21 protein-coding genes and 1 tRNA gene are annotated in these 20,815 nt (G+C 36.1%); 8 read left to right on the top strand and 14 right to left on the bottom strand.

The features are described 5' to 3' along the window. The first annotated feature begins 111 nt into the window (after positions 1 to 111). Together HX124_RS04660 and HX124_RS04655 are read left to right on the top strand one after the other, a co-directional pair. A complete protein-coding gene (locus tag HX124_RS04660) occupies positions 112 to 750 on the top strand; it encodes a YqiJ family protein (RefSeq protein ID WP_286382090.1) in 639 nt (212 codons plus the stop codon). A 29-nt stretch (positions 751 to 779) separates the two neighbouring features. Beyond that, positions 780 to 2,489, top strand: a complete 1,710-nt coding sequence (locus HX124_RS04655) for a flotillin family protein (protein ID WP_286382089.1) — start codon at positions 780 to 782, stop codon at positions 2,487 to 2,489. A gap of 94 nt (positions 2,490 to 2,583) precedes the next feature. Here HX124_RS04655 and HX124_RS04650 read toward each other — a convergent pair whose 3' ends face one another. Beyond that, positions 2,584 to 3,000 (bottom strand): hypothetical protein, encoded by a 417-nt coding sequence (locus HX124_RS04650; protein WP_286382088.1) that lies wholly within the window; start codon positions 2,998 to 3,000, stop codon positions 2,584 to 2,586. A gap of 251 nt (positions 3,001 to 3,251) precedes the next feature. On the opposite strand from HX124_RS04650, the gene HX124_RS04645 reads away from it, so the two are divergent. Then, positions 3,252 to 4,271 (top strand): ELM1/GtrOC1 family putative glycosyltransferase, encoded by a 1,020-nt coding sequence (locus HX124_RS04645; RefSeq protein ID WP_286382087.1) that lies wholly within the window; start codon positions 3,252 to 3,254, stop codon positions 4,269 to 4,271. 39 nt (positions 4,272 to 4,310) lie between these two features. Here the strand turns inward: HX124_RS04645 and HX124_RS04640 are convergent, their stop codons facing one another. Continuing rightward, the gene (locus HX124_RS04640; RefSeq protein ID WP_286382086.1) at positions 4,311 to 6,014 is read right to left on the bottom strand and encodes a M61 family metallopeptidase; all 1,704 of its coding nucleotides are present in this window, start codon (positions 6,012 to 6,014) and stop codon (positions 4,311 to 4,313) included. 172 nt (positions 6,015 to 6,186) lie between these two features. On the opposite strand from HX124_RS04640, the gene HX124_RS04635 reads away from it, so the two are divergent. The 3 genes from HX124_RS04635 to HX124_RS04625 all read left to right on the top strand — a co-directional run bounded on the left by HX124_RS04635 (position 6,187) and on the right by HX124_RS04625 (position 9,496). After that, on the top strand, positions 6,187 to 7,455 hold the full coding sequence (locus HX124_RS04635) for a D-alanyl-D-alanine carboxypeptidase PBP6B (protein ID WP_502872805.1): 1,269 nt from the start codon (positions 6,187 to 6,189) through the stop codon (positions 7,453 to 7,455). Between the two features lie 129 nt (positions 7,456 to 7,584). After that, on the top strand, positions 7,585 to 8,871 hold the full coding sequence (locus tag HX124_RS04630) for an NAD(P)/FAD-dependent oxidoreductase (RefSeq protein WP_286382085.1): 1,287 nt from the start codon (positions 7,585 to 7,587) through the stop codon (positions 8,869 to 8,871). Between the two features lie 142 nt (positions 8,872 to 9,013). Then, the gene (locus HX124_RS04625; protein WP_107007104.1) at positions 9,014 to 9,496 is read left to right on the top strand and encodes an FKBP-type peptidyl-prolyl cis-trans isomerase; all 483 of its coding nucleotides are present in this window, start codon (positions 9,014 to 9,016) and stop codon (positions 9,494 to 9,496) included. 177 nt (positions 9,497 to 9,673) lie between these two features. Here the strand turns inward: HX124_RS04625 and HX124_RS04620 are convergent, their stop codons facing one another. Further along, on the bottom strand, positions 9,674 to 10,114 hold the full coding sequence (locus HX124_RS04620) for a hypothetical protein (RefSeq protein WP_286382084.1): 441 nt from the start codon (positions 10,112 to 10,114) through the stop codon (positions 9,674 to 9,676). A gap of 234 nt (positions 10,115 to 10,348) precedes the next feature. Between HX124_RS04620 and HX124_RS04615 the strand changes: the two genes are divergently transcribed. Further along, positions 10,349 to 10,424: transfer RNA gene (locus HX124_RS04615), tRNA-Asn, on the top strand. 193 nt (positions 10,425 to 10,617) lie between these two features. On the opposite strand, the gene HX124_RS04610 is transcribed toward HX124_RS04615, so the two are convergent. The 9 genes from HX124_RS04610 to lepA all read right to left on the bottom strand — a co-directional run bounded on the left by HX124_RS04610 (position 10,618) and on the right by lepA (position 18,138). Beyond that, on the bottom strand, positions 10,618 to 11,274 hold the full coding sequence (locus tag HX124_RS04610; protein ID WP_286376573.1) for a MiaE family protein: 657 nt from the start codon (positions 11,272 to 11,274) through the stop codon (positions 10,618 to 10,620). A 36-nt stretch (positions 11,275 to 11,310) separates the two neighbouring features. Then, positions 11,311 to 12,036: a pyridoxine 5'-phosphate synthase gene (pdxJ, locus tag HX124_RS04605; RefSeq protein ID WP_286382083.1), complete on the bottom strand. Its 726-nt coding sequence runs from the start codon at positions 12,034 to 12,036 to the stop codon at positions 11,311 to 11,313. 32 nt (positions 12,037 to 12,068) lie between these two features. Beyond that, positions 12,069 to 12,791: a DNA repair protein RecO gene (recO, locus tag HX124_RS04600; RefSeq protein ID WP_286382269.1), complete on the bottom strand. Its 723-nt coding sequence runs from the start codon at positions 12,789 to 12,791 to the stop codon at positions 12,069 to 12,071. Between the two features lie 39 nt (positions 12,792 to 12,830). Then, positions 12,831 to 13,013, bottom strand: a complete 183-nt coding sequence (locus HX124_RS04595) for an NF038104 family lipoprotein (RefSeq protein ID WP_286382082.1) — start codon at positions 13,011 to 13,013, stop codon at positions 12,831 to 12,833. Between the two features lie 40 nt (positions 13,014 to 13,053). Further along, the gene (era, locus tag HX124_RS04590) at positions 13,054 to 14,082 is read right to left on the bottom strand and encodes a GTPase Era (RefSeq protein ID WP_286376575.1); all 1,029 of its coding nucleotides are present in this window, start codon (positions 14,080 to 14,082) and stop codon (positions 13,054 to 13,056) included. Between the two features lie 5 nt (positions 14,083 to 14,087). Next, positions 14,088 to 14,780, bottom strand: a complete 693-nt coding sequence (gene rnc / locus HX124_RS04585; RefSeq protein WP_107007097.1) for a ribonuclease III — start codon at positions 14,778 to 14,780, stop codon at positions 14,088 to 14,090. Next, entirely contained in the window at positions 14,752 to 15,126 is a 375-nt protein-coding gene (locus tag HX124_RS04580) for a DUF4845 domain-containing protein (RefSeq protein WP_286376576.1), read from the bottom strand. Before HX124_RS04580 ends, rnc begins: the two co-directional genes overlap by 29 nt. Positions 15,127 to 15,444: 318 nt before the next feature. After that, entirely contained in the window at positions 15,445 to 16,299 is an 855-nt protein-coding gene (gene lepB, locus HX124_RS04575; protein ID WP_107007095.1) for a signal peptidase I, read from the bottom strand. 21 nt (positions 16,300 to 16,320) lie between these two features. Then, a complete protein-coding gene (gene lepA, locus HX124_RS04570; RefSeq protein ID WP_286382081.1) occupies positions 16,321 to 18,138 on the bottom strand; it encodes a translation elongation factor 4 in 1,818 nt (605 codons plus the stop codon). 403 nt (positions 18,139 to 18,541) lie between these two features. On the opposite strand from lepA, the gene HX124_RS04565 reads away from it, so the two are divergent. Beyond that, positions 18,542 to 18,751 carry a DUF1090 family protein gene (locus tag HX124_RS04565; protein WP_286382080.1) on the top strand — a complete coding sequence of 70 codons (210 nt, stop codon included), beginning with the start codon at positions 18,542 to 18,544 and terminating at the stop codon, positions 18,749 to 18,751. 60 nt (positions 18,752 to 18,811) lie between these two features. On the opposite strand, the gene HX124_RS04560 is transcribed toward HX124_RS04565, so the two are convergent. Beyond that, entirely contained in the window at positions 18,812 to 19,255 is a 444-nt protein-coding gene (locus HX124_RS04560; RefSeq protein WP_286382079.1) for an acyl-CoA thioesterase, read from the bottom strand. Between the two features lie 98 nt (positions 19,256 to 19,353). Next, positions 19,354 to 20,745, bottom strand: coding sequence for a Do family serine endopeptidase (locus tag HX124_RS04555; RefSeq protein WP_286382078.1), 1,392 nt, complete (start codon positions 20,743 to 20,745; stop codon positions 19,354 to 19,356). Positions 20,746 to 20,815: the final 70 nt, after the last annotated feature.

The following is a 20,815-nucleotide window of genomic DNA, read 5'->3' as shown; positions in this document are numbered from 1 at the left end:
GAAATAACCATATAAACTGAGATTCTTAATAGAATTAACTCATAATCAGCACTTTACTGGTTATAAAAATATCAGAACAAATAAACCGTGAACTCAACAAGAGTAAACATTATGTGGGAATTATTTACACATGCTTCAAATTTATTTTTTAGCGTCAGCTTATGCTTGATGTTGCTTTTAGGTATTTTTGAATGCTTATTACTCATTTTAGGCTCATCTACTCAGGGTTTTTTAGACCAGTTTATTCCTGAACAAGTTGGAGGTAGCCATAGTCTTGATTTTGATACAGATCAAAGCTTATTTGTACAATTTTTAGACTGGCTTTACTTAGGTCGTGTGCCTGTTCTGGTTTGGCTCATTATTTTTTTAACCGTTTATAGCTTGTTTGGTTTTGCAATGCAGGCTGTATTCTTTAAGTTCACTCAAAGTTATTTAGCAATTTGGATTGCAGCACCTGTCAGTTTATTTTTATGTATGCCCTTTGTACGCCTTTGTACCGCAATCATTGCAAAAATTTTACCTCAAGATGAAACCACTGCAATACATAGTGAAGAATTGATTGGTCGAACAGCCCTGATTATTTTAGGACAAGCAAAACAGAATTATCCCGCTCAAGCCAAAGTGCTCGATCAATTTGGTCAAACGCATTATATATTGGTCGAACCTGAACTTGACATTACTTTTTCACAAGGACAAGAGGTCATATTAACGCACAAAACAGTGAATGGTTTTCAAGCGATTCAACTTTAAATTTTTATAACAAATGACGAGAAAATTATATGATGAGTTCATCTTTATACCAAATTTTAATTCTTGCAGGCATTATTTTAGCCACACTGATTGTAATAGGCGTTGTAATTGCCCGCCTTTATAAACGTTCAAGTAAAGAAGTTTCTTTTGTACGAACAGGTTTTGGTGGTGAAAAAGTCATCTTAAATGGTGGCGCAATTGTTCTTCCTGTTTTACATGAAGTTATTCCTGTAAATATGAATACTTTACGTTTAGAGGTAAAACGTGCAGCAGATCAAGCACTGATTACACGTGATCGCATGCGTGTTGATGTCATGGCTGAATTTTATGTACGTGTAAAACCAACAGCGGAGTCCATTGCAACAGCAGCACAGACACTGGGTAAAAAAACCATGTCACCTCCAGAATTAAAAGATTTGGTTGAAGGTAAATTCGTTGACTCTTTACGTGCTGTTGCCGCAGAAATGGCAATGGAAGAATTACATGAAAAGCGTGTCGATTTTGTTCAAAAAGTTCAACAAGTTGTTTCTGAAGATTTATTTAAAAATGGTCTAGAACTTGAAACAGTATCTTTAACTGGCTTAGACCAAACAAGCTTTAAATTTTTTAATCCTCAAAATGCTTTTGATGCAGAAGGCTTAACTAAACTCACTGAAACGATTGAAGATCGTCGTAAAAAACGTAATGACATTGAACAAGATGCTGACCTCGCAATTAAAGCGAAAAATTTAGAAACCCAACAAGCACAATTGCAAATTTTACGTGAAGAAGAATATGCAAAAATGCAACAAGAACGTGAAATTTCAATTCGTAAAGCTGAACAATTGGCTGAAATAGCCTCTCAAGAAGCATCAAAAAAACGTGAAGCGGAAGAAGCTCGCATTGCAGCAGATCGTGAGGTTGAATTAAAACGTATTGCATCTGCTCGCGATGTTGAAAATGAAAATATTGTCAAAGCACAATTGATTCAAAAAGCACAAGTTGAACAAAAGAAAACCATTGAATTAGCAGAACAAGACCGTGCAATTGCGATTGCTGAAAAATCTCGTGCTGAATCTGAAGCAAAAGCACTCGCTGACCAAGCACGTGCTCAAGCAGTAAAAGCGGAAGAAGAAGTTTTAACTGTACGTGAAACTCAACGTGCTGAACGTGTTAAGGCTGTTGAACTTGTTGCTGCAAAACAAATTGCTGAAACAGATGCAATTGCCATTACTGTAGCTGCAGAAGCTGCAAAAAAAGCGGCAGCAGATGATGCTGAAGCAGTACGTATAGCAGCACAAGCTGAGGCTGAAAAAATTCGCCTCAAAGCAAAAGGTGAAGCTGATGCAAAAGTTCTTTTGGCTCAAGCACAAGAGAAACAGTATCAAGTTGATGCTGAAGGTACGCGCGCAGTAAACGAAGCCAATAATATTTTATCGACTGAACAAGTTGAAATGCAAATTCGCTTAGCTTTACTTAAGTATTTGCCTGAAATTATTCGTGAAAGTGTTAAACCAATGGAAAATATTGATGATATTAAAATATTACAAGTCAATGGCTTAGGTGGAATTGGTTCATCATCTAACATGACTGAAGGTAGTGCTGAACAAGGACAAGTCGCTTTGTCAGATCAAGTCGTCAATAGTGCTTTACGTTATCGTACTCAAGCACCTTTGATTGATAGCTTAATGAACGAATTAGGCATACAAGGTGGTGACATCAATGGTTTAACTCAAAGTTTAAAAGCAAAAACTGAGTAATCCAATAATTTAGAGTTAAAATGATCAGGTTGCTTTCAACATAATTAAATATCACCAAGATGTTTAACGTGATTTGCAACCTGTTCTATACAAGTTACTTACATTTCCCTATCGTTTGCCCTTCCACACTACTCATATTAGATTTTAGTTTGACCAAAGATGAGCTATATAGTTTTCCTGAAATCATAGATTTATCAAGACTTAAAGCAGTAGAAACTTGGGCAGCATTTAAATCACCCTCAATGCTTGAGTTTATCAATTGAACTGCTTTAGCACTACTTGCCTGAACATTTCCACTGACTGAGGCATTATTTAAAATTAAACTCGCTCCTTTTTGTACATGAATATTTCCTTCAACAGCCGTGGCATTTAACTTACAAACTGCGCCAACAGGTACATTCAAATCATTGACGGCTGTATTGTTGAGTGTTTTTGTACACTCCGCAGCAAAACCAGTATTTGAAAATATCCATAAAGTGGTCACTGATAATAGTGTCACGATTTTGTTCATATTTCACTCCATGATTCACATTTCTTAATTTGTCTATTTATTATTCAATTTTTTCTTTTGATCAATATGACAAAATCTTAATCTTGTTGTTATTTATTGTGAAAGTAATATTCACATAAATCTTCTTCTTATAAATAAGTGATTTCCTAGATTGATTAAAATGATGTAAACAATTTTTAATCTAGACTTCAGCAGAGTTTAATAAAAGCTCTTTAGGCTATTTAGCACAAAGCTAAAACATAGGTCTACTCATGGTTGCATCTTCTCTTCATCAATCTGTATTAGTGATTCATGATGATCGAAAAGGTCATCTTAATCCGTCATTAGCTGTGGCTGAAATTATTCAAGAAAAATATTCTTGTCAGTTTCAAAAATATTTATTCTCGCAGCATTTAAATAAAAAATTAATTAGCTTATTTAAAAAAATTTCTCATTTTCCTTATTTATTCAAATTGTTAGGAAAACTTATTTTTAAAGTTGAACCGCAAAATATAAAAGATATTGAAGTCATCATTTGTTCTGGAATGCCTAATTTAATTTATGCAGCTTATTTAGCACATCGATATAATATTCTTCTTTTATACGTTGGAAACTTAAGAGGCTTTAATGATCAATTGATTGATTTTAGTATTACTGCACTTCCACAAAATGTGAATTGTAAACAAATTATTTTAAATACTCCTCCTGTTTCAGCAAAATTTAGTTCAGCAACCATACAACCAAACCATCAGGCAGTCTTACTCTTAGGTGGAAGTACTAAAGAATATCCTTTCTCAAAACAACAATTCACAGAAATAATCACACATTTTGTTCATTTTACTCAAACAAAACAGCTTGAAGGCACGATTATTTGTTCACGACGAACACCTGAGTTGAGTGAAAAAGTACGATCTCTAGTTTTGGCTCAAAACATCAAAATTATTGATGCTCAGCAAAATATCGAAATTTATGAACAAATGATACAGAGTAAATTTATTTTCGTGACAGAAGATAGTATTACCATGTTATCGGAAGCAATCCATACAGGTGCGATTGTCACATCTATTTGCTTAAATGAATTAGAAACAACTGATTTAATTGAAAAATATTTGGATAAAAAATATATTCAGCGAAAATCTATTCAACATTTAGGACAAATTTCTGAACATTACAGTTCATTTAACAGAACAGAACTGACTCAAACATTGATTCAACAACTGGCTCCATTTTATCATCATGGGCATTTTAAAAAGAATGGACTCGAAGCGAAAAAGCACAAAGTTTATGCATAAAAAAGCACTCCGAAAAGTGCTTAATTTCAACCACTTAGATTAAGGTTTTAACCATTTTTCGGCTTTACTTTGATCTGCAACCACCAATTCAACAGTGCTGAGATAAACTTCACCGCCTTGCAATTCAAATTGTAGTAATTCGTCACGGCGGAAAGCATAAACAGTAAATGTACCTTGCTGTTTTGCATATTTATTTAACAGTTTTTCTGATGCCTTCAGCCCATCAATAGCAATAATGACATCATTGGCTGATAAACCTGCATTTGCACCAGCACCATCACGGCGTACCTGCTGAATCAATACACCTTCAGGTTTTTCAGCGACTTTCAAACCAAAAGCCAAAGTCTTTTCATTTTTCAGTTCAAACTGAATACCAAACTCTGGGAATAGCTGATCTAATGGCAATTCTTCAGTTGTATTAATCAAATGATTAATCTGCTCGCCCCAATGATCTCCTGTTAATTCCTGACAAATGTCAAAAATTGTACGTTCATTCACCTGAATGCCTTTTTGTGTATTTTCATACAATTTACGCATGACTAAATCTAGACTTGAACCTTTGATTCTTAAACCTAAATCTAGGCATAATGCCACCAAACATCCTTTATTATAGTAGCTTGTGCCTGCATTATTCGAGTTTTCATCTTGACGATAGAATTTAATCCACGCATCAAAACTTGACTCAGAAACAGTCTGAATAAAACGTCCTGGATTTTGCAAATAACGATCAATCTGTGTTTTCAGCAATTTTAAATAAGATGCTTGAGAAATCACGCCGCTACGATACAAAATTAAGTCATCGTAATAAGATGTAAATCCTTCAAAAATCCATAATAAAGATGTCAAACTTTCTTTATTTAAATCATAAGTTGCTAAATTTTCAGGACGAATAAATTTAACCAACCATGAATGAAAATATTCATGACTACATAAGCCTAAAAAGCGTTGATAATCTGCCGAAGGTTCAACAGGTTCATCAGCTTTAGGTAAATCATCACGTGGTGTGATTAAACTTGTACTATTTGGATGCTCTAGCCCACCATAACTATTGCCTGTTGCCATTGTCATAAATGTGTAGTTTTCAAATGGTGCTGAACCAAACATTGCGATTTCAGTACTACAAATTTTTTCAATGTCTTGTTTCATACGTTCAGCATTCATTGCATGCTGACCAGAAACCACAAATTCATGAGCAATCCCATGCGCCTCAAAGCTAAAACGTGTTTGATCAGCCAACTCAAACGGTGCATCAATCAATTGAGCATAATTGTCTGCTTTGAGCGTATAACGCCCTTTAACCAAACTTTTTGCAGACAAACCTGTCGCGATTTGGAAATGTTTTAATTCTTCAGGTAAAAATATTTCCAGTTCGATAGGTGAATGCTCTTGATCTTGCAACCCTAAGCAGACACAAGCAGGATTTACATAGAGTCGAGTTTGGTCAACATAGGCACCTCGTACAGACAAATCATAAGCATAGACGTCATATTCAACGGTAATAAGCTCATAATCAGTGTTATATAAACGCCACTGATTTTTTTCAAATTTGGTAATTTTAAGCTGGCGACCTGCTTCATCGTAGGCTTTTACAGATTCGATATGCTTCGCAAATTCACGAATTAGGTAACTACCAGGAATCCACGTAGGTAAAGACAAAATTTGCGTTGGCTGAGCAAGAAAGCGCAAAGTAACATGAATAAGATGCTGACGATATTCGTCAAATTCAATTTGATAATGCAACATAAGCCGTATTCAAAAAAAATATTAAGGTAATTACTTCCAAGATTAACATTTTTTACAAAGTCGTGCTTTATTCGCGCGATTTCTTGATCATATTCACTAGCCAGCACAGAAAAAAAGGCATAGCATGCTGCTCTGCTTTCTCATGTATTCATCGGCTTTAAAGGTAACCCCGTTGAGAATTTTCACTTTCTTCATTGCGTTAATGAGTCTCGTTTGCTCCACGCTAGTGAATGCTGCTTTACTAAATATTAATCCCCTTTCTGTTGAAGCTGAAGCTTGGACAATCTTAGACACACAAACAGGTCAAACGATTGCTGAGCATAATAGTCATCTACAACGTGCCCCAGCCTCAATGACAAAAATGATGGTGGCTTATATTGCTTTAAAAGAAATAAAAGCAGGTCATTTAAAGAAAAATGAAATTCTTACTGCAACACCAGTCGTTAAAATGGTGCAATGGGACGAGTCCCAAATGTATCTTAAAGAAGGTGAACAGATTACGGTTGATCAATTGATCGCAGGTTTGATCGTCATGTCTGCAAATGACGCGGCTGTGACTTTAGCTGAACGTATTTCAGGTGATGTGCCAACTTTTGTCGCACGAATGAATCAGGAAGCTCAGGCTTTGGGCATGAAAAATACTCATTTTTCAAATGCGCCTGGTGTGACAATGCCTGACCATTTATCAACTGCACATGATATGGCTTTGCTTAGTGAAGCTGTCGCAGTGCAGACTCCAGACTACTTGCATTACTCAGTGCTACCAAGTTTTAGTTATAATCAGCGTTTTCACCATGCAACAAATTTGATTTTAAAAACAGATCCAAGTGTTGATGGCTTAAAAACAGGCTTTACTAAAGCAGCAGGTTATAATTTAGCTTTAAGCGCACACCGTCCTTCAGGACTCAGTATTGCACCAGAGCGACGCCTAATTGTTGTTGTTATGGGAACAAAAAATGCAGCAAAACGTGCAGAAGTTGCCCACAAATTACTCAACCTTGCTTATGCTTATACACGTGATGAAGTCGTCATTGAAGATAAACAACTGATTGCGGAACTTCCAGTGGTCAAATCAACCTTAAAAATTTTTAAAGTTGAAGCCAAAAAACCGCAAATCGTGACCACAAGTTTATATAACAATCCGCAACCGATCGATTTAATGCTTTTTGATAATCTCAACTCTAAGATCATGCAAAATGATGCAACAGGTTTGTTAACAGCCATTGAACCGCTACAACATACAGAAACACATTTAAATGTAGAACTCAATGAAGCGTCATTAACCGCGCCATTGGCAAAAATGATGCACTTAGCGAAAGTCAATGTTTACCAAAATGATGCTTTATTACAATCTTTTGATATAGAAGATGACGTATATATTGAACAAGCATCTTGGTTTGAACGCCTTCTTGATTGGCTAAAAAACCTGTTTGGATTTTAAACAATAAAAAAATCCAACGCTTTTACTTTGTTTTATTGTAAATATGTAAATTGTAAAACAAAAAAGCCGAATAATTGTGTATCTGGTGGCATATTAATGTCATCTTTTATAACAACTATTAGGTAAATTATGTCTAAACTTCATCATATTGTGATCGTTGGCGGCGGTGCTGGCGGTCTTGAGTTGGTTACACAACTTGGTGATACACTTGGTAAAGCAAATAAAGCCAAAATTACACTTGTAGACCAGAAACTCACTCATATCTGGAAACCTTTATTGCATGAAATTGCAGCAGGTACCATGAACCCAAATGATGAAGGCACCAATTATTATGCACATGCAGCAAAGCATCATTATGAGTTTGTACAAGGACGTTTTGAAAGTTTAGACCGTGAAAAACAGGAAATTACCCTCAGTAAACCTCAAACCACAAAATACGAAGCAGCCAGTGAAAAACAAACGCTTGCTTATGACACTTTAGTACTCGCGGTTGGTTCTGTTTCAAATGACTTTAATACTCCAGGTGTAAAGGAATATTGTCATTATCTTGACAGCTTACAACAGGCTGAAATTTTCCAGCAAGATCTTCTGCATTTATATCTCGATGCACAAAATACCAATACTGAACGTCATCTAAATATCGCTGTGATTGGTGCAGGTGCAACGGGAGTTGAATTATCAGCAGAGCTTGTTGAAGCAAAACAAAATTTTTATAAATATGGCTTAAACAAAATTAATCCAAATCAAGTTAAAATTTCACTGATTGAAGGAGCAGATCGTATTTTACCTGCCCTTTCAGAAAAAATTGCAGAGCATGCTGACAAACAACTGCAACGAATGAAAATTGATGTATTAACCGCAAAACGTGTAGAAAAAGTTGATGCTGAACGCGTTTATTTTAACGACGGTAGCAGTATTCAAGCTGAGCTTAAAGTATGGGCTGCGGGCATTAAAACACCAAAAGTGATTGCAGAATTACCAGACTTTAAAAAAGATCGTATGGGTCGTTTAGAAGTCTACGCAACATTACAAACCAAAACTGATCCAAATATTTTTGCAATTGGTGATTGTGCCAACTGTATTTTAGATGCACGTGAAGGTGCTTTAGGACCTCGCGCACAAGTTGCAAGTCAACAAGCAAGCTTTATGCTTGATGCACTCAAAGCAAGAATTCATGGCAGCCAACAGCCAATGTTCCAATTTTCAGATAAAGGCTCTTTAGTTTCGCTGAGTAAAAACAAAGCTGTAGGTGAATTATTGGGTCAAGTCAATGTACAAGGCTTTGTTGCGAAATCTATGTATGTTTCTCTATATCGAATGCATCAAGCCACAATTTATGGTTATACACATGCAGGCTTACTCACAGCAAAAGATTTTGTTACACGGAAAATTACGCCAAGAATAAAATTGCATTGAAATTTAAAAATTCGCCCATATTAATGAAAAAACCATCAAAAAAGTGGTAAAAATGCTTTTTTTTCGTAAATTTAGTCTACAAAAATTGCATTTCACTTTATGATGTACACTTAAAACTATCGTTATCGAATGGATCAATAACATGACTGCTATTGCAAATAACCAAGTGGTTTCTTTCCACTATACGTTGACTAACGCTGAGGGTGAAACTCTCGATAAATCACAAGGTGAGCCACTAGCATATTTGCATGGCGCAGGTAACATCATTCCTGGTTTAGAAAAAGCTTTAGAAGGTAAAACTGTAGGTGAAAAATTTACAGTAAACGTTCCTGCTGCTGAAGGTTATGGCGAATATAATCCTGATCTAGTTCAAGAAGTTCCTGCTCAAATGTTCCAAGGTGTTGAGAACATCGAAGCTGGTATGCAGTTCCAAGCTCAAACTGATGATGGCGTTCAAATCGTTACTGTTAAAGCAGTTGAAGGCGACAATGTTGTCGTTGATGCTAACTTCCCATTAGCAGGTCAAGATCTTACTTTTGAAGTAGAAATCGTTGAAATTCGTGAAGCTTCAGCTGAAGAATTAGAACATGGTCATGTTCATGGTGTAGGTGGTCATCACCACTAAGGTCTATTGAGATCTAAAAAGGCAAAGTTTTACTTTGCCTTTTTTTATATCAAAAATTCTTATCTCTTTGTGATATAACATCATCCAAATCAGAAATATACTTTTTAAAGGCTTAAAGACTGATATAAATAATTGCTCATTTTACAATGAAATAGCATTTAACCTTAACGCATAACCCTATGCTGTTTTATGTTGAACTAAAAAATTAAAATGTGGTCGATTCAAAGCCCAACATTCAGCATAAAATTTAACAACACGATCTAAAGAAACGTCTGAGCCTTGCTGTTTTTTTAATGACCAAGCTTTAGATTGATTAGATCCAGTCAAAAGATTACCTGTAATTTGATAAACATAGACATCCTGAGACAAAACTGAAATACGTTTTTTGCTCTGTACATCAAATAAATTTTGAATGGAATCATTCAACAACCACTTTTCACTGAACCATAATTGCAATAAATCTCCTAAAACTAGACTTTTTTTTGCAGCAGGCCAAGCCTCAATATAGGCATCTTCAACAGGTGTAAAATAATGGGTTGGATCATGAATCAATGAAAGATAATTTTCCTTATAAAAAGAAAAATTTGAAAATATATTTGAGATAGTGAGCGTATTCATTCGCTTTCTCCTGTTTAGCCATTTTTGTGCTGGCAAGTGAGTTAAATCCACACTGTTTAAATTTTCATTTAAACGATCTATGCAATTAAACTAACAAGCTCCGCCTAGACATGCAAGTTTTTTTCTTAGAATTGTCTTTTTTGTTCAAATATAGAACATACAAGATAAAAATGAAGAAAACATGACATTTAAAGCTTGACCCTGTGGGAAATGTCCTTATAATCGCATGCAGATTCTCCAATAGCTCAGTCGGTAGAGCGACGGACTGTTAATCCGCAGGTCCCTGGTTCGAGCCCAGGTTGGAGAGCCAAATTCTAAAAGCCCACTCATTACGAAGTGGGCTTTTTTTATATAAAATAAATTTACTTTTTCTAAAAATCTAAACCTGTCATATAAATAAAATACTCAAGCAAAGACTTCGATCATTTAATAATTTGATAGATAAAATATGTTCTAGACGAAATAAAAAAGAAGCGAACTTATCGCTTCTTTTTCTTAATGACTTATGCAGCAACCTTAACGGGTACACCACTATGAAAACGGAAGCTCTCATCGGGGCTTAAAATTAAATTTTTTTCAACTTCTCGAATAAACTCAATTCGTTGCTGAATCGTTTCTTCTGGATCTTTCAGCTTTGACGTCTTTGCAACATCTAAAGCTAAAGCCAAATAGTCTTCATAATGGCGTGATTCAGACTTTAACAGATAGCGATAATAGCGCCCTAATTCATCATCTACAATTGGTGCAAGTGCATGAAATCGCTCGCAAGAGCGTGCTTCAACAAATGCGCCTATGACTAAAACATCAATCAAAGCTTCAGGCTCATAGGTACGGATTTCTTTGCGTAACCCCCCCGCATAACGTCCTGCACTTAAACCTTTCCACTCATAACCTCGTTTGGTCATAAACTCAAGCACTTGCTCATAATGCAACATTTCTTCACGTACAAGCTGTGCTAATTTCACTTGTAAATCGGTAAAAAAGCTATAACGGAACATCAAATTCATGGCTGTTCCTGCTGCTTTTTTTTCACAATTGGCATGATCTTGCATCAGCAAGGGTAAATTATTTAATGCCTCATCTAACCATGCTTTAGGCGTTTCGCAACCTAAAAAAGCAATGACAGGTTGCATGAGTTCATCATAATTAATATTAGACATGAAATATTCAACAACAATTAAGAGAGTAAAAGAAAATTAGCCTGCGGCTTGAATCGCTGCTTTCATATCCTTCACAGCTTGCGTTAAACCGACAAATACGCTTTCTGCAATAATTGAATGTCCAATATTCAATTCATGAATTTGAGGAATTGCTGCTATTGGAGCAACATTTTCAAGGTTCAAACCATGTCCAGCATTAACAACCAAACCTTTAGATGCAGCATACTCCGTACCTTTGATAATACGTTGTAATTCTACCTGTTGAGCTTCTGCTGTTTCTGCATCTGCATACGCACCTGTATGAAGCTCAATCGTTGGGGCACCACAAGCGATTGCTGCATCAATCTGAGCAAAATCAGGATCAATAAACAAGGAAACATCACAACCAATGGCAGTGAGTGCCTGAGTAGCAGCCTGAACATCTTCAAAATGCCCAACGACATCTAAACCACCTTCTGTCGTGATTTCTTGACGCTTTTCAGGTACAAAACATACATGATGTGGCTGAATTTCTTTGGCAAATGCCACCATTTCATCTGTAACTGCGATTTCTAAGTTCATTCTTGTTTTTAAAACAGGACGCATACGACGTACATCATCATCTTGAATATGACGACGATCTTCACGTAAATGTAGAGTAATCCCTTCTGCCCCTGCTTGTTCACAAATTAATGCCGCTTTTACAGGATCAGGATAAATCGTTCCACGTGCTTGTCTTAAAGTCGCAACATGATCAATGTTTACACCAAGCAATGCAGCCATACCATTTTCCTAATAAGAATAAATTTTAAAAATTAATGTTTCGCCATTTTCGATTGAGAATTTTGAATCCAAAGCTGACGACTTTTCAAAGGTCGATCACCGAGTAATGAGCTAATCATTTGCCGATAAAGCTTCGCTAATAATTGTAACTGTTCTGAACTAAAATCCATACCCTTTTCATAATGAGCCATACTCAAAATTTGCTTTCCCAACAAAGTTGCAGGCGAGTGATGTGCCACAGGAATAAAACCATCTGATAACTGAAACTGATAACTTTGATTTACACTAATTTCATACTGGTGAGCATCATGCTGATAATCTAAAGGATAACCAAGCTCTTCTAATAATGCGTGTTCAAACTGACGTAAAATTTGTCTTAAAAATAAATCTGCTTGTGAATGCTCAGCCAAATTTTGTAGATGCTGCAATGTAATATGATATTGTGCAAAAGTTTCAGGCATTGCTTCTTCAAGTGGGCATAAACGAAGAATAACTTCATTGAGATAAAAGCCTGAGAAAAAAGCATCACCATAAAAAAAAATGGGTTGGTTCAAGATTTCTAATTTGGAAAAGTTTTTTAACTCTGACTTACCCGAAGCTTGTAATGTAATTGGTTGATATTGTGGTGGTGGCGTCTGTCTTAAAATACCATCGACACGCCCATGCTCTTGCGTAAACAAATGCACAATATGACTTCGCTCACGATATTTACGATGATGAATTAAATATCCATGTAAAACTTCATTACGCATTATTCAGTATTTCACTCACACTGAGGAAGTTCCTAAGCATGATCAATCTTTTTTCTTATCTTCATCATCATCCCCATCGGGAATGACTGCACCAACAACAGCCGCAGTGCCTTTAACAACACCTTTGGTTACGCCATAAGCAGCTTTAACAGGAACTGTGACAATTTTGGTAATACACCCCTGCAACATGAAAATACATGTCAATATAGTGAAAACTCGAATCATGACAGTTCCTTATTTAACAATTAAAACGCTTTAATAACAATTAAATATCGCTATAGCCTAAACTCTTCAATGCACGTTCATCATCAGACCAGCCACCTTTGACTTTTACCCAAAGTGTCAGCATGATTTTTTGTTCGAACATTTTTTCCATATCAACACGTGCATCCATCCCGATTTTTTTCAGTTTGGCACCTTTTTCACCAATCACAATGGCTTTTTGACCAGGGCGATCCACAAAAATCGTTGCATCAATATAAGTACACGCTGCTTTAGGACGACCTGTTTTTTCATTAATGGTCGCTTCCTCAGTTTTAAATGACTCAATTTGAACCGTTAAATCATAAGGAAGTTCCTCACCCAACTGACGCATGATTTTCTCACGAATAATTTCACTCGCAAGGAAACGTTCAGAACGATCTGTCACTTGTTCTAATGAATATAGCGGCGGTTGGAATGGCAAATATTTTTCAATCGCATCACGCAAATGATCTAAGTTTGCACCACGCAATGCCGATACAGGGACAATTTCAGCAAAATTCATAAGCTTAGCGCGTTCTTGAATCAAGGGTAAAACCATACGCTTATTTTCTAAGGTATCGATTTTATTGATGATCAAGATCACTGGCATCTCTGCATTTTGCAGTTTTTCCAAGACTAAATCGTCATTTTGCGTCCACTTTTGTGCATCCAAAACAAACAACACAAGATTGACATCACGTAAAGCTGAATTTGCAGCTTTATTCATCATTTTATTGATGGCACGTACTTCTTTCTTGTGCATCCCTGGTGTATCTACAAATACTGCTTGAGATTTTTCACGGCTATCAATCCCAACAATTTTATGTCGAGTTGTTTGTGGCTTACGTGAAGTAATTGAAAGTTTTTGACCCAATAAATGGTTCATCAATGTTGATTTGCCTACATTTGGGCGACCAACAATTGCAACAAAGCCACTACGATAATCCGAAGGAATTTCTGTCCCTTGCGAACTAAAAAATTGATTAATTAAATCATTGCCGTTTTCAGTTGGCTCGTGATCAGCATCATTGTGATCGGAATGTGTACTCATGCAGTTTACTGCTCCAATAACTTTAAAAATTCCGCCGCAACTGCCTGTTCTGCAAAGCGGCGACTTGATCCCTCACCCATCATTTTAGGTAAGCCATCTACAGTACATTCTACTTTAAAATGTTGATTCGGTGCATCACCCTGAATATCTACAACCTCATAAACAGGTAAATGCTTTTTACGAGCTTGTAGATATTCTTGTAAACGCGATTTTGGATCTTTTAACTGATCCGTTGGTTCAATATTTTCCAGATAAGGTTCATACCATTTTAAAACAATCGAACGTAATAAAGGTAAATCCTGACTCTCTGTATAAATTGCACCAATAAGCGCTTCGACTGTATCTGCTAATATAGACTCACGATGATGACCACCAGATTTCAATTCACCTGTACTTAAAATTAAACTGGTGCTTAATTTTAAATCATTGGCAATTTTACCTAATGCTTCCTGACGCACTAATGTTGCACGCATACGTGTTAAACGCCCTTCATTCTCTGTAGGATAAGCGTGGTACAAATAGTTTGCGATAATCATACCTAACAGTGAATCGCCTAGAAATTCTAGGCGCTCATAGTTATATTTATGACTTACCGAACGATGTGTCAGTGCAAGTTGTAATAACTCTGGTTGTTTAAACACATAACCGATACGACTCTGTAAGCGTGGATCACTTACTTTGAACTGACCTTTGATCAAAACTCTTCTCGAATGTTTGGACTAAGTCAATATTCATAAAAAACGGTGTTCTTACTTCATATTTCTTAGTCACTGTTAAACCATTTTCTGTAGATACGGTTGCAATATCCTTAAATTTTAAATCACGGATATTGTTCATATCTAAGCGTTGGCTCATTTGACTTTCAAATTTAGATGGTGTGATTTCAGAAGAGCTCTCTTGCATCAATTGCTCTATCTGATTATTAATCACACGATCGTCCCAGTATGATGGCCAGATTGCCACTGCTGCTTTTGCAACAAAAGCAAAGACCATGATTACCAATAAAATCGTAATATACGACGCACCTTGTTGAGATTTACGCATTGTTATTATCCACTAGGCGAAATAATTATACCATTTTGGCACTATGAACATAAGTGTAGATAATAAAATCCCACTGAGTTTACAGCACCAAATTCCCCAAATTAAAAAACTAAATATCGACAGTACAGATCTATTTTTGTTAATTGAGACCACGCACACATATTTAATCATTCTATTATCTTGCAAAGCCTATAGACTTGCTAGATTAAAGCGTACATTTTTACCTACTTTATTTCATCTGAGTAAACTAAATATACTTTTTTAAGCCATAAAAAAAGACCAATCAACTTGGTCTTTTCATTACACTCTATCTTTTAACTAGTTAATTTTTCCATTACGGCTAAATGATGGAAAATTCAAACCAGGCTCTTTATGCATCCACACATAAATCGCATGACCTGTTAAGTTCTCTTCAGGCACAAAACCCCAAAAACGACTATCAGCACTTTGATCACGATTATCACCCATTGCAAAGTACTTTCCTTTTGGTACAGTCACTTCCCAACTCTGACCATTACTTTTTATAAAACGATCATTATCACGTGCAACAAAAGGTAGATCTTCTTTTTTCTGAGCATAGTTAAATGCACCAACTAACGTATTTTGACCTTCAAGAATACGGACTAAATGCTGATGCTCACCCATGGTTTCAGTGTAATAGATTGATTTTGGTGTATCCAAAATGTCTTTTTCACGACTGAACTCAGTTGTAACTTGGGAAATTTTTTGACCATTAATGATCAACTGCCCATTATCAAATTCAATATGATCACCTGGTAAACCAATAATACGTTTGATATAACTAATTTTTGGATTTTCAGGATAACGAAACACAGCAACATCACCACGTTGCGGTTCGCCAATATCTAAAACTTTAGTGTTGGTAATCGGCAAACGTACACCATATTGGTATTTATTCACCAAAATATAATCACCTGTTTCTAAAGTTGGCACCATAGAATCTGAAGGAATATTAAAAGGTTCAAAGAAGAAAGAACGTAAAACTAAAACTACAGCCAATACTGGCCAGAAGTCGTATGCCCATGTAATGATGAAATTTTCATTTCCCTTTCCTTTGGTCGCACGCTGTTTAAGCACAAACTTGTCGAGCAACCATAAGCCAAAAAATATCAGCGTTGCAGGTACGAGAATTAAATTAAAATCAAAATCCATGAGCAATCAAACCTCTAGTTTTTATCTATCGACTTTTAATACAGCAAGGAACGCTTCTTGTGGGATTTCAACGCTACCCACTTGCTTCATACGTTTCTTACCTTCTTTTTGTTTCGAAAGTAATTTCTTCTTACGTGAAACGTCACCACCGTAACATTTCGCTAATACGTTTTTACGCATCGCTTTTACAGTTGAACGTGCAATGATTTGTGCACCAATAGCCGCCTGAATCGCAACATCAAACATTTGACGTGGAATCAAGTCTTTCATTTTTTCAACGAGTGCAATACCACGATGACGCGCATCTTGGCGGTGACAAATCATGGCTAAGGCATCTACCTTATCACCATTAATTAGCACATCAACCTTAACCAAAGATGAACTTTCAAAACGCACAAAAGTATAGTCTAATGACGCAAAACCACGAGAACATGATTTTAACTTATCAAAGAAGTCCATTACCACTTCAGCCATTGGGATTTCAAATGTGATAGACACTTGATTTGCCATAAATTTCATGTCTTTTTGCACACCACGGCGCTCAACACATAAAGTCATGACATTACCCAGATAGTCTTGTGGAACAAGAATATGACATTCTGCAATCGGTTCACGTAAATCTTCTACAGTTGAACCATCTGGCATTTTAGAAGGGCTATCAATATAGATTGTTTGACCATTTTTCATCACCGCTTCATAAATTACAGTTGGCGCTGAAGAAATCAAATCTAAATCGTATTCACGTTCTAAACGTTCTTGTACGATTTCCATATGTAACATACCAAGGAAACCACAACGGAAACCAAAGCCTAATGCATCTGAACTTTCAGGTTCAAAGAATAATGCAGAGTCATTGATTTGTAGTTTCTGTAAGGCATCACGGAATGGTTCAAAATCGCTGGCGTCAATTGGGAATAAACCTGCATAAACCTGTGGTTTAACCTTTTTAAACCCTGGTAATGTTTCAACTTCAGGCGTTGTCGATAATGTAATGGTATCACCTACAGGCGCACCAAAAATATCTTTGATCCCCGCGATGACAAAACCAACTTCACCTGCTTCCAAAATACCTGTTTCAGTATGCTTTGGATTAAAAATACCCACTGAAGTGATGATGTGCGTTTGACCTGTTGATTTCATCAACATTTTGTCACCTTTACGCACACGACCTTGTTTCACACGGACTAAAGAAACAACGCCTAAATAGTTATCAAACCATGAGTCTACAATCAAAGCTTGTAAAGGCGCATCACGATCACCTTCAGGTGCAGGGATGACATTGACCAATGTTTCAAGCACACCTTCAATGCCTAAACCTGTTTTTGCTGAACATGTTGGAGCTTCAGTCGCTTCAATCCCGATAATATCTTCAATTTCTTGAATGACACGTTCAGGTTCAGCCTGCGGCAAATCAATTTTATTCAGAACAGGAAGTACTTCTAAGCCTTGTTCAATAGCTGTATAGCAGTTTGCAACCGATTGAGCTTCCACACCCTGAGCAGCATCAACAACCAACAACGCACCTTCACATGCCGCCAAAGAACGTGATACTTCATAAGAGAAGTCTACGTGTCCTGGGGTATCAATGAAGTTTAATTGATATTCTTGACCATTCGGATGCGTATAATACAAGGTGACCGAAGTCGCTTTAATCGTAATACCACGCTCACGTTCTAACTCCATAGAGTCGAGGACTTGAGCCTGCATTTCACGATCTTGTAAACCACCGCAAGTTTGAATGAAACGATCCGCGAGTGTCGACTTTCCGTGGTCGATATGCGCGATGATACTGAAATTACGAATATTTTTAATATCGACGGATTTTTTAGCTTGCGCCATGGGCTACCTTGAAGAAAAACGCGCTATGTACTGAAAAAATATACATAACAAAAGCTGAATAGAAATTGCGAAGGATTATAGCAGATGGTTTTTTTAAAGTATTCATATTAATTTATGTAGAGCCTATAAATGTGAGTTGAAAACAAAAACTCAGCATCAAAAAAGTAAATTAATGAAAAAAATAGACCCTATAATAATTTAAAAAACGAGAATCAATATACAAATAGTCAAAAATATATGTTCAAATTTTCAAAAAAAGATAAATAAAATAGATATTTATTCTTAATTCATCCATTATTTTAATATTTAAAAACGTGAATAATACTGTAATTAACAACTTTTCCACTTTATATACATCAGCTCAACTTATCATACAGTTTTTATTTTTTAAGATATATTGATCATGTTAAAACGGACGCTATTAACAGTTACAGTTGCTCTTATCTCAGTACAATCATTTGCTTATGATGCAAAATCATGCCAAATCAAAAAAGAGAAACTTGTAGAACAGTTACAATATGCTAAAAAATACAATAATACCCATCGCATTGAAGGTTTAAATAAAGCCATCGCACGTTTAGACCGTGATTGTGCTCGATATGTGAAGAAGTAATTTTCTAAATATATCAATATTTTCAGCTATATTTTGCAGATATAGCTGAAAATCAAAAAATTATGTCGTGATAAATGTATAAGGATCTACATCTGTATCCAGCGGTTGATAAGCTTGAATAAAAGTTGGTGACATACGTTTAGGGCGACCTGATACAATTTCAATACATGCCCATTTGGTACTCCCAGTAAACAATAAGCTTTTATCACTTGCTCTAAAAAAAGCATACTGACGAAACGAATATAAAGCATTTATATCATTAAGCCATGTTCGTAAGATAATGTCTTCATCCAACAATGCTGCTTTTCGATATTGCACATGATGTTCAACAGCAACCATTGCATGTTCCATTTCTAAATATTCTTTAAGCCCTACACCTAGCGTTTCAATATGTGCAGTAGCGACATCTTGCATCCATTGTACATATACAACATTATTCACATGACCCAATATATCAATATGTTCTGGCTTTACCTTGATTTTTAAATCAAATATTGAACTCATGTTCGTCCTTTGTCTTTCATCTTAAATATTGCACTTATTTTGTCATAAAAAAGCCACTAAATAAGTGGCTAATATGATTTAAAAATTAAGGAATTGACTTATTGAATACGCAAGCCAATCATTGCATGTTGCCCTTCACGAATAATGGCAACACGTGCCACAGAATTTGCTTTTAACTCTGAAACTGCTGCAACAAAATCATTTGAATTTTGAATCGTTTTTGAATTGATTTGGGTAATAATATCACCAGCCATGATGCGTGACTGAGCAGCTAAACCACCTCGTGTTACATCCTGAATCAAAACTCCACCTTTGATGCCCAAACGTGACTTTTCCACTTCATTTAAAGAACGAATTGCCACACCTAAAGTTGGACCTTTTTTGCTTTTTACATCCACTGCATTATCATCTTTTGCAGGTGTATCATCTGGTGCAATGGTCAACGTTGCAGAAATCACTTTTGGCTTATCGTCACGTAATACTTCTAACTGAACAGTTTGTGCAGGTTGAGTACGATTCAAATAGTTCAACAACTCGCTTGTACGTGAAATAGGTGAACCGTTATATTTCATAATGACATCACCCGATTTAAAGCCTGCTTTTTCTGCGGGTGAATCAGGTGCAACTTGTGTAATGAGTGAACCTTCAGGTTTATCCAGTTTATAAGCTTCTGCTAAGTTACGATCAATATCTTGCAACATGACACCTAGATAAGAACGTGTCACTTTACCATTCTTTTTCAACTGATCTACAACATCCATCGCAACATCAATGGGTATCGAAAATGATAAACCCATATAACCACCTGTACCGCTAAAGATCCGTGAATTTACACCCACAACTTGACCTTGCTGATTAAATAATGGTCCACCTGAATTTCCAGGATTTAGAGCAACATCTGTTTGAATAAAAGGAACCGAGGTTTCACCCATCATATTTCGAGACTTAGCACTCACGATACCCGCTGATGCCGAATAGTCAAAGCCAAAAGGAGAACCAATGGCTAAAACAGGTTGCCCCACTTTGAGCTGATCTATATTTCCTGTACTTAAAGATGGAAAATTTGTGCCGTCGACTTTAAGTAATGCAATATCAGTACGTTCATCACTACCCACAACTTTAGCATCAATTTCACGGCGATCATTTAATACAATGGTCACTTTTGAAGCATCTTCAACCACATGATGATTTGTTAGCAAATAACCATCTTTACTGATAAAAAAAGCGCTGCCATAGCCTGTTTTTTCTTGTGGTATTTGCTGTTGTGGAATGATGATTTGATTACCAAAAAAACGTTTTAATATCTCAGGAACTTGTTGTTGTAATAACTCTTCTTGAGACAGTTTTTTTACAACATTCACACTCACAACAGCAGGACTCACCTGCTCAACTAAATTTGAAAAATCTACAGGAGCTGACGCTTGTGCTTGTGTTGCTGCAACAGTAAAAACTGCAGCGTACATTCCTTTTTGTATAAAGCCACTTTTCATGAATAATCAACCTACAAATTTTGTTTTTTGTTGAAACATTTGTTTTTAGCATAAAAAATTACTTTTTTAC

Origin of the sequence: Acinetobacter sp. 226-1, assembly GCF_030329325.1 — a bacterium.
GTDB lineage: Bacteria > Pseudomonadota > Gammaproteobacteria > Pseudomonadales > Moraxellaceae > Acinetobacter > Acinetobacter sichuanensis.
The sequence above is the reverse complement of the archived record's forward strand: the minus strand, read 5'-3'. Positions and strand labels throughout refer to the sequence as shown.

Excerpts from the sequence above, each read along its gene's own strand:
- HX124_RS04660 (WP_286382090.1), top strand. The coding sequence starts at position 112 with ATGTGGGAATTATTTACACATGCTTCAAATTTATTTTTTAGCGTCAGC.
- HX124_RS04655 (WP_286382089.1), top strand. The coding sequence starts at position 780 with ATGATGAGTTCATCTTTATACCAAATTTTAATTCTTGCAGGCATTATT.
- HX124_RS04650 (WP_286382088.1), bottom strand. The coding sequence starts at position 3,000 with ATGAACAAAATCGTGACACTATTATCAGTGACCACTTTATGGATATTT.
- HX124_RS04645 (WP_286382087.1), top strand. The coding sequence starts at position 3,252 with ATGGTTGCATCTTCTCTTCATCAATCTGTATTAGTGATTCATGATGAT.
- HX124_RS04640 (WP_286382086.1), bottom strand. The coding sequence starts at position 6,014 with ATGTTGCATTATCAAATTGAATTTGACGAATATCGTCAGCATCTTATT.
- HX124_RS04630 (WP_286382085.1), top strand. The coding sequence starts at position 7,585 with ATGTCTAAACTTCATCATATTGTGATCGTTGGCGGCGGTGCTGGCGGT.
- HX124_RS04625 (WP_107007104.1), top strand. The coding sequence starts at position 9,014 with ATGACTGCTATTGCAAATAACCAAGTGGTTTCTTTCCACTATACGTTG.
- HX124_RS04620 (WP_286382084.1), bottom strand. The coding sequence starts at position 10,114 with ATGAATACGCTCACTATCTCAAATATATTTTCAAATTTTTCTTTTTAT.
- HX124_RS04610 (WP_286376573.1), bottom strand. The coding sequence starts at position 11,274 with ATGTCTAATATTAATTATGATGAACTCATGCAACCTGTCATTGCTTTT.
- pdxJ (WP_286382083.1), bottom strand. The coding sequence starts at position 12,036 with ATGGCTGCATTGCTTGGTGTAAACATTGATCATGTTGCGACTTTAAGA.
- HX124_RS04595 (WP_286382082.1), bottom strand. The coding sequence starts at position 13,013 with ATGATTCGAGTTTTCACTATATTGACATGTATTTTCATGTTGCAGGGG.
- era (WP_286376575.1), bottom strand. The coding sequence starts at position 14,082 with ATGAGTACACATTCCGATCACAATGATGCTGATCACGAGCCAACTGAA.
- HX124_RS04580 (WP_286376576.1), bottom strand. The coding sequence starts at position 15,126 with ATGCGTAAATCTCAACAAGGTGCGTCGTATATTACGATTTTATTGGTA.
- lepB (WP_107007095.1), bottom strand. The coding sequence starts at position 16,299 with ATGGATTTTGATTTTAATTTAATTCTCGTACCTGCAACGCTGATATTT.
- lepA (WP_286382081.1), bottom strand. The coding sequence starts at position 18,138 with ATGGCGCAAGCTAAAAAATCCGTCGATATTAAAAATATTCGTAATTTC.
- HX124_RS04565 (WP_286382080.1), top strand. The coding sequence starts at position 18,542 with ATGTTAAAACGGACGCTATTAACAGTTACAGTTGCTCTTATCTCAGTA.
- HX124_RS04560 (WP_286382079.1), bottom strand. The coding sequence starts at position 19,255 with ATGAGTTCAATATTTGATTTAAAAATCAAGGTAAAGCCAGAACATATT.
- HX124_RS04555 (WP_286382078.1), bottom strand. The coding sequence starts at position 20,745 with ATGAAAAGTGGCTTTATACAAAAAGGAATGTACGCTGCAGTTTTTACT.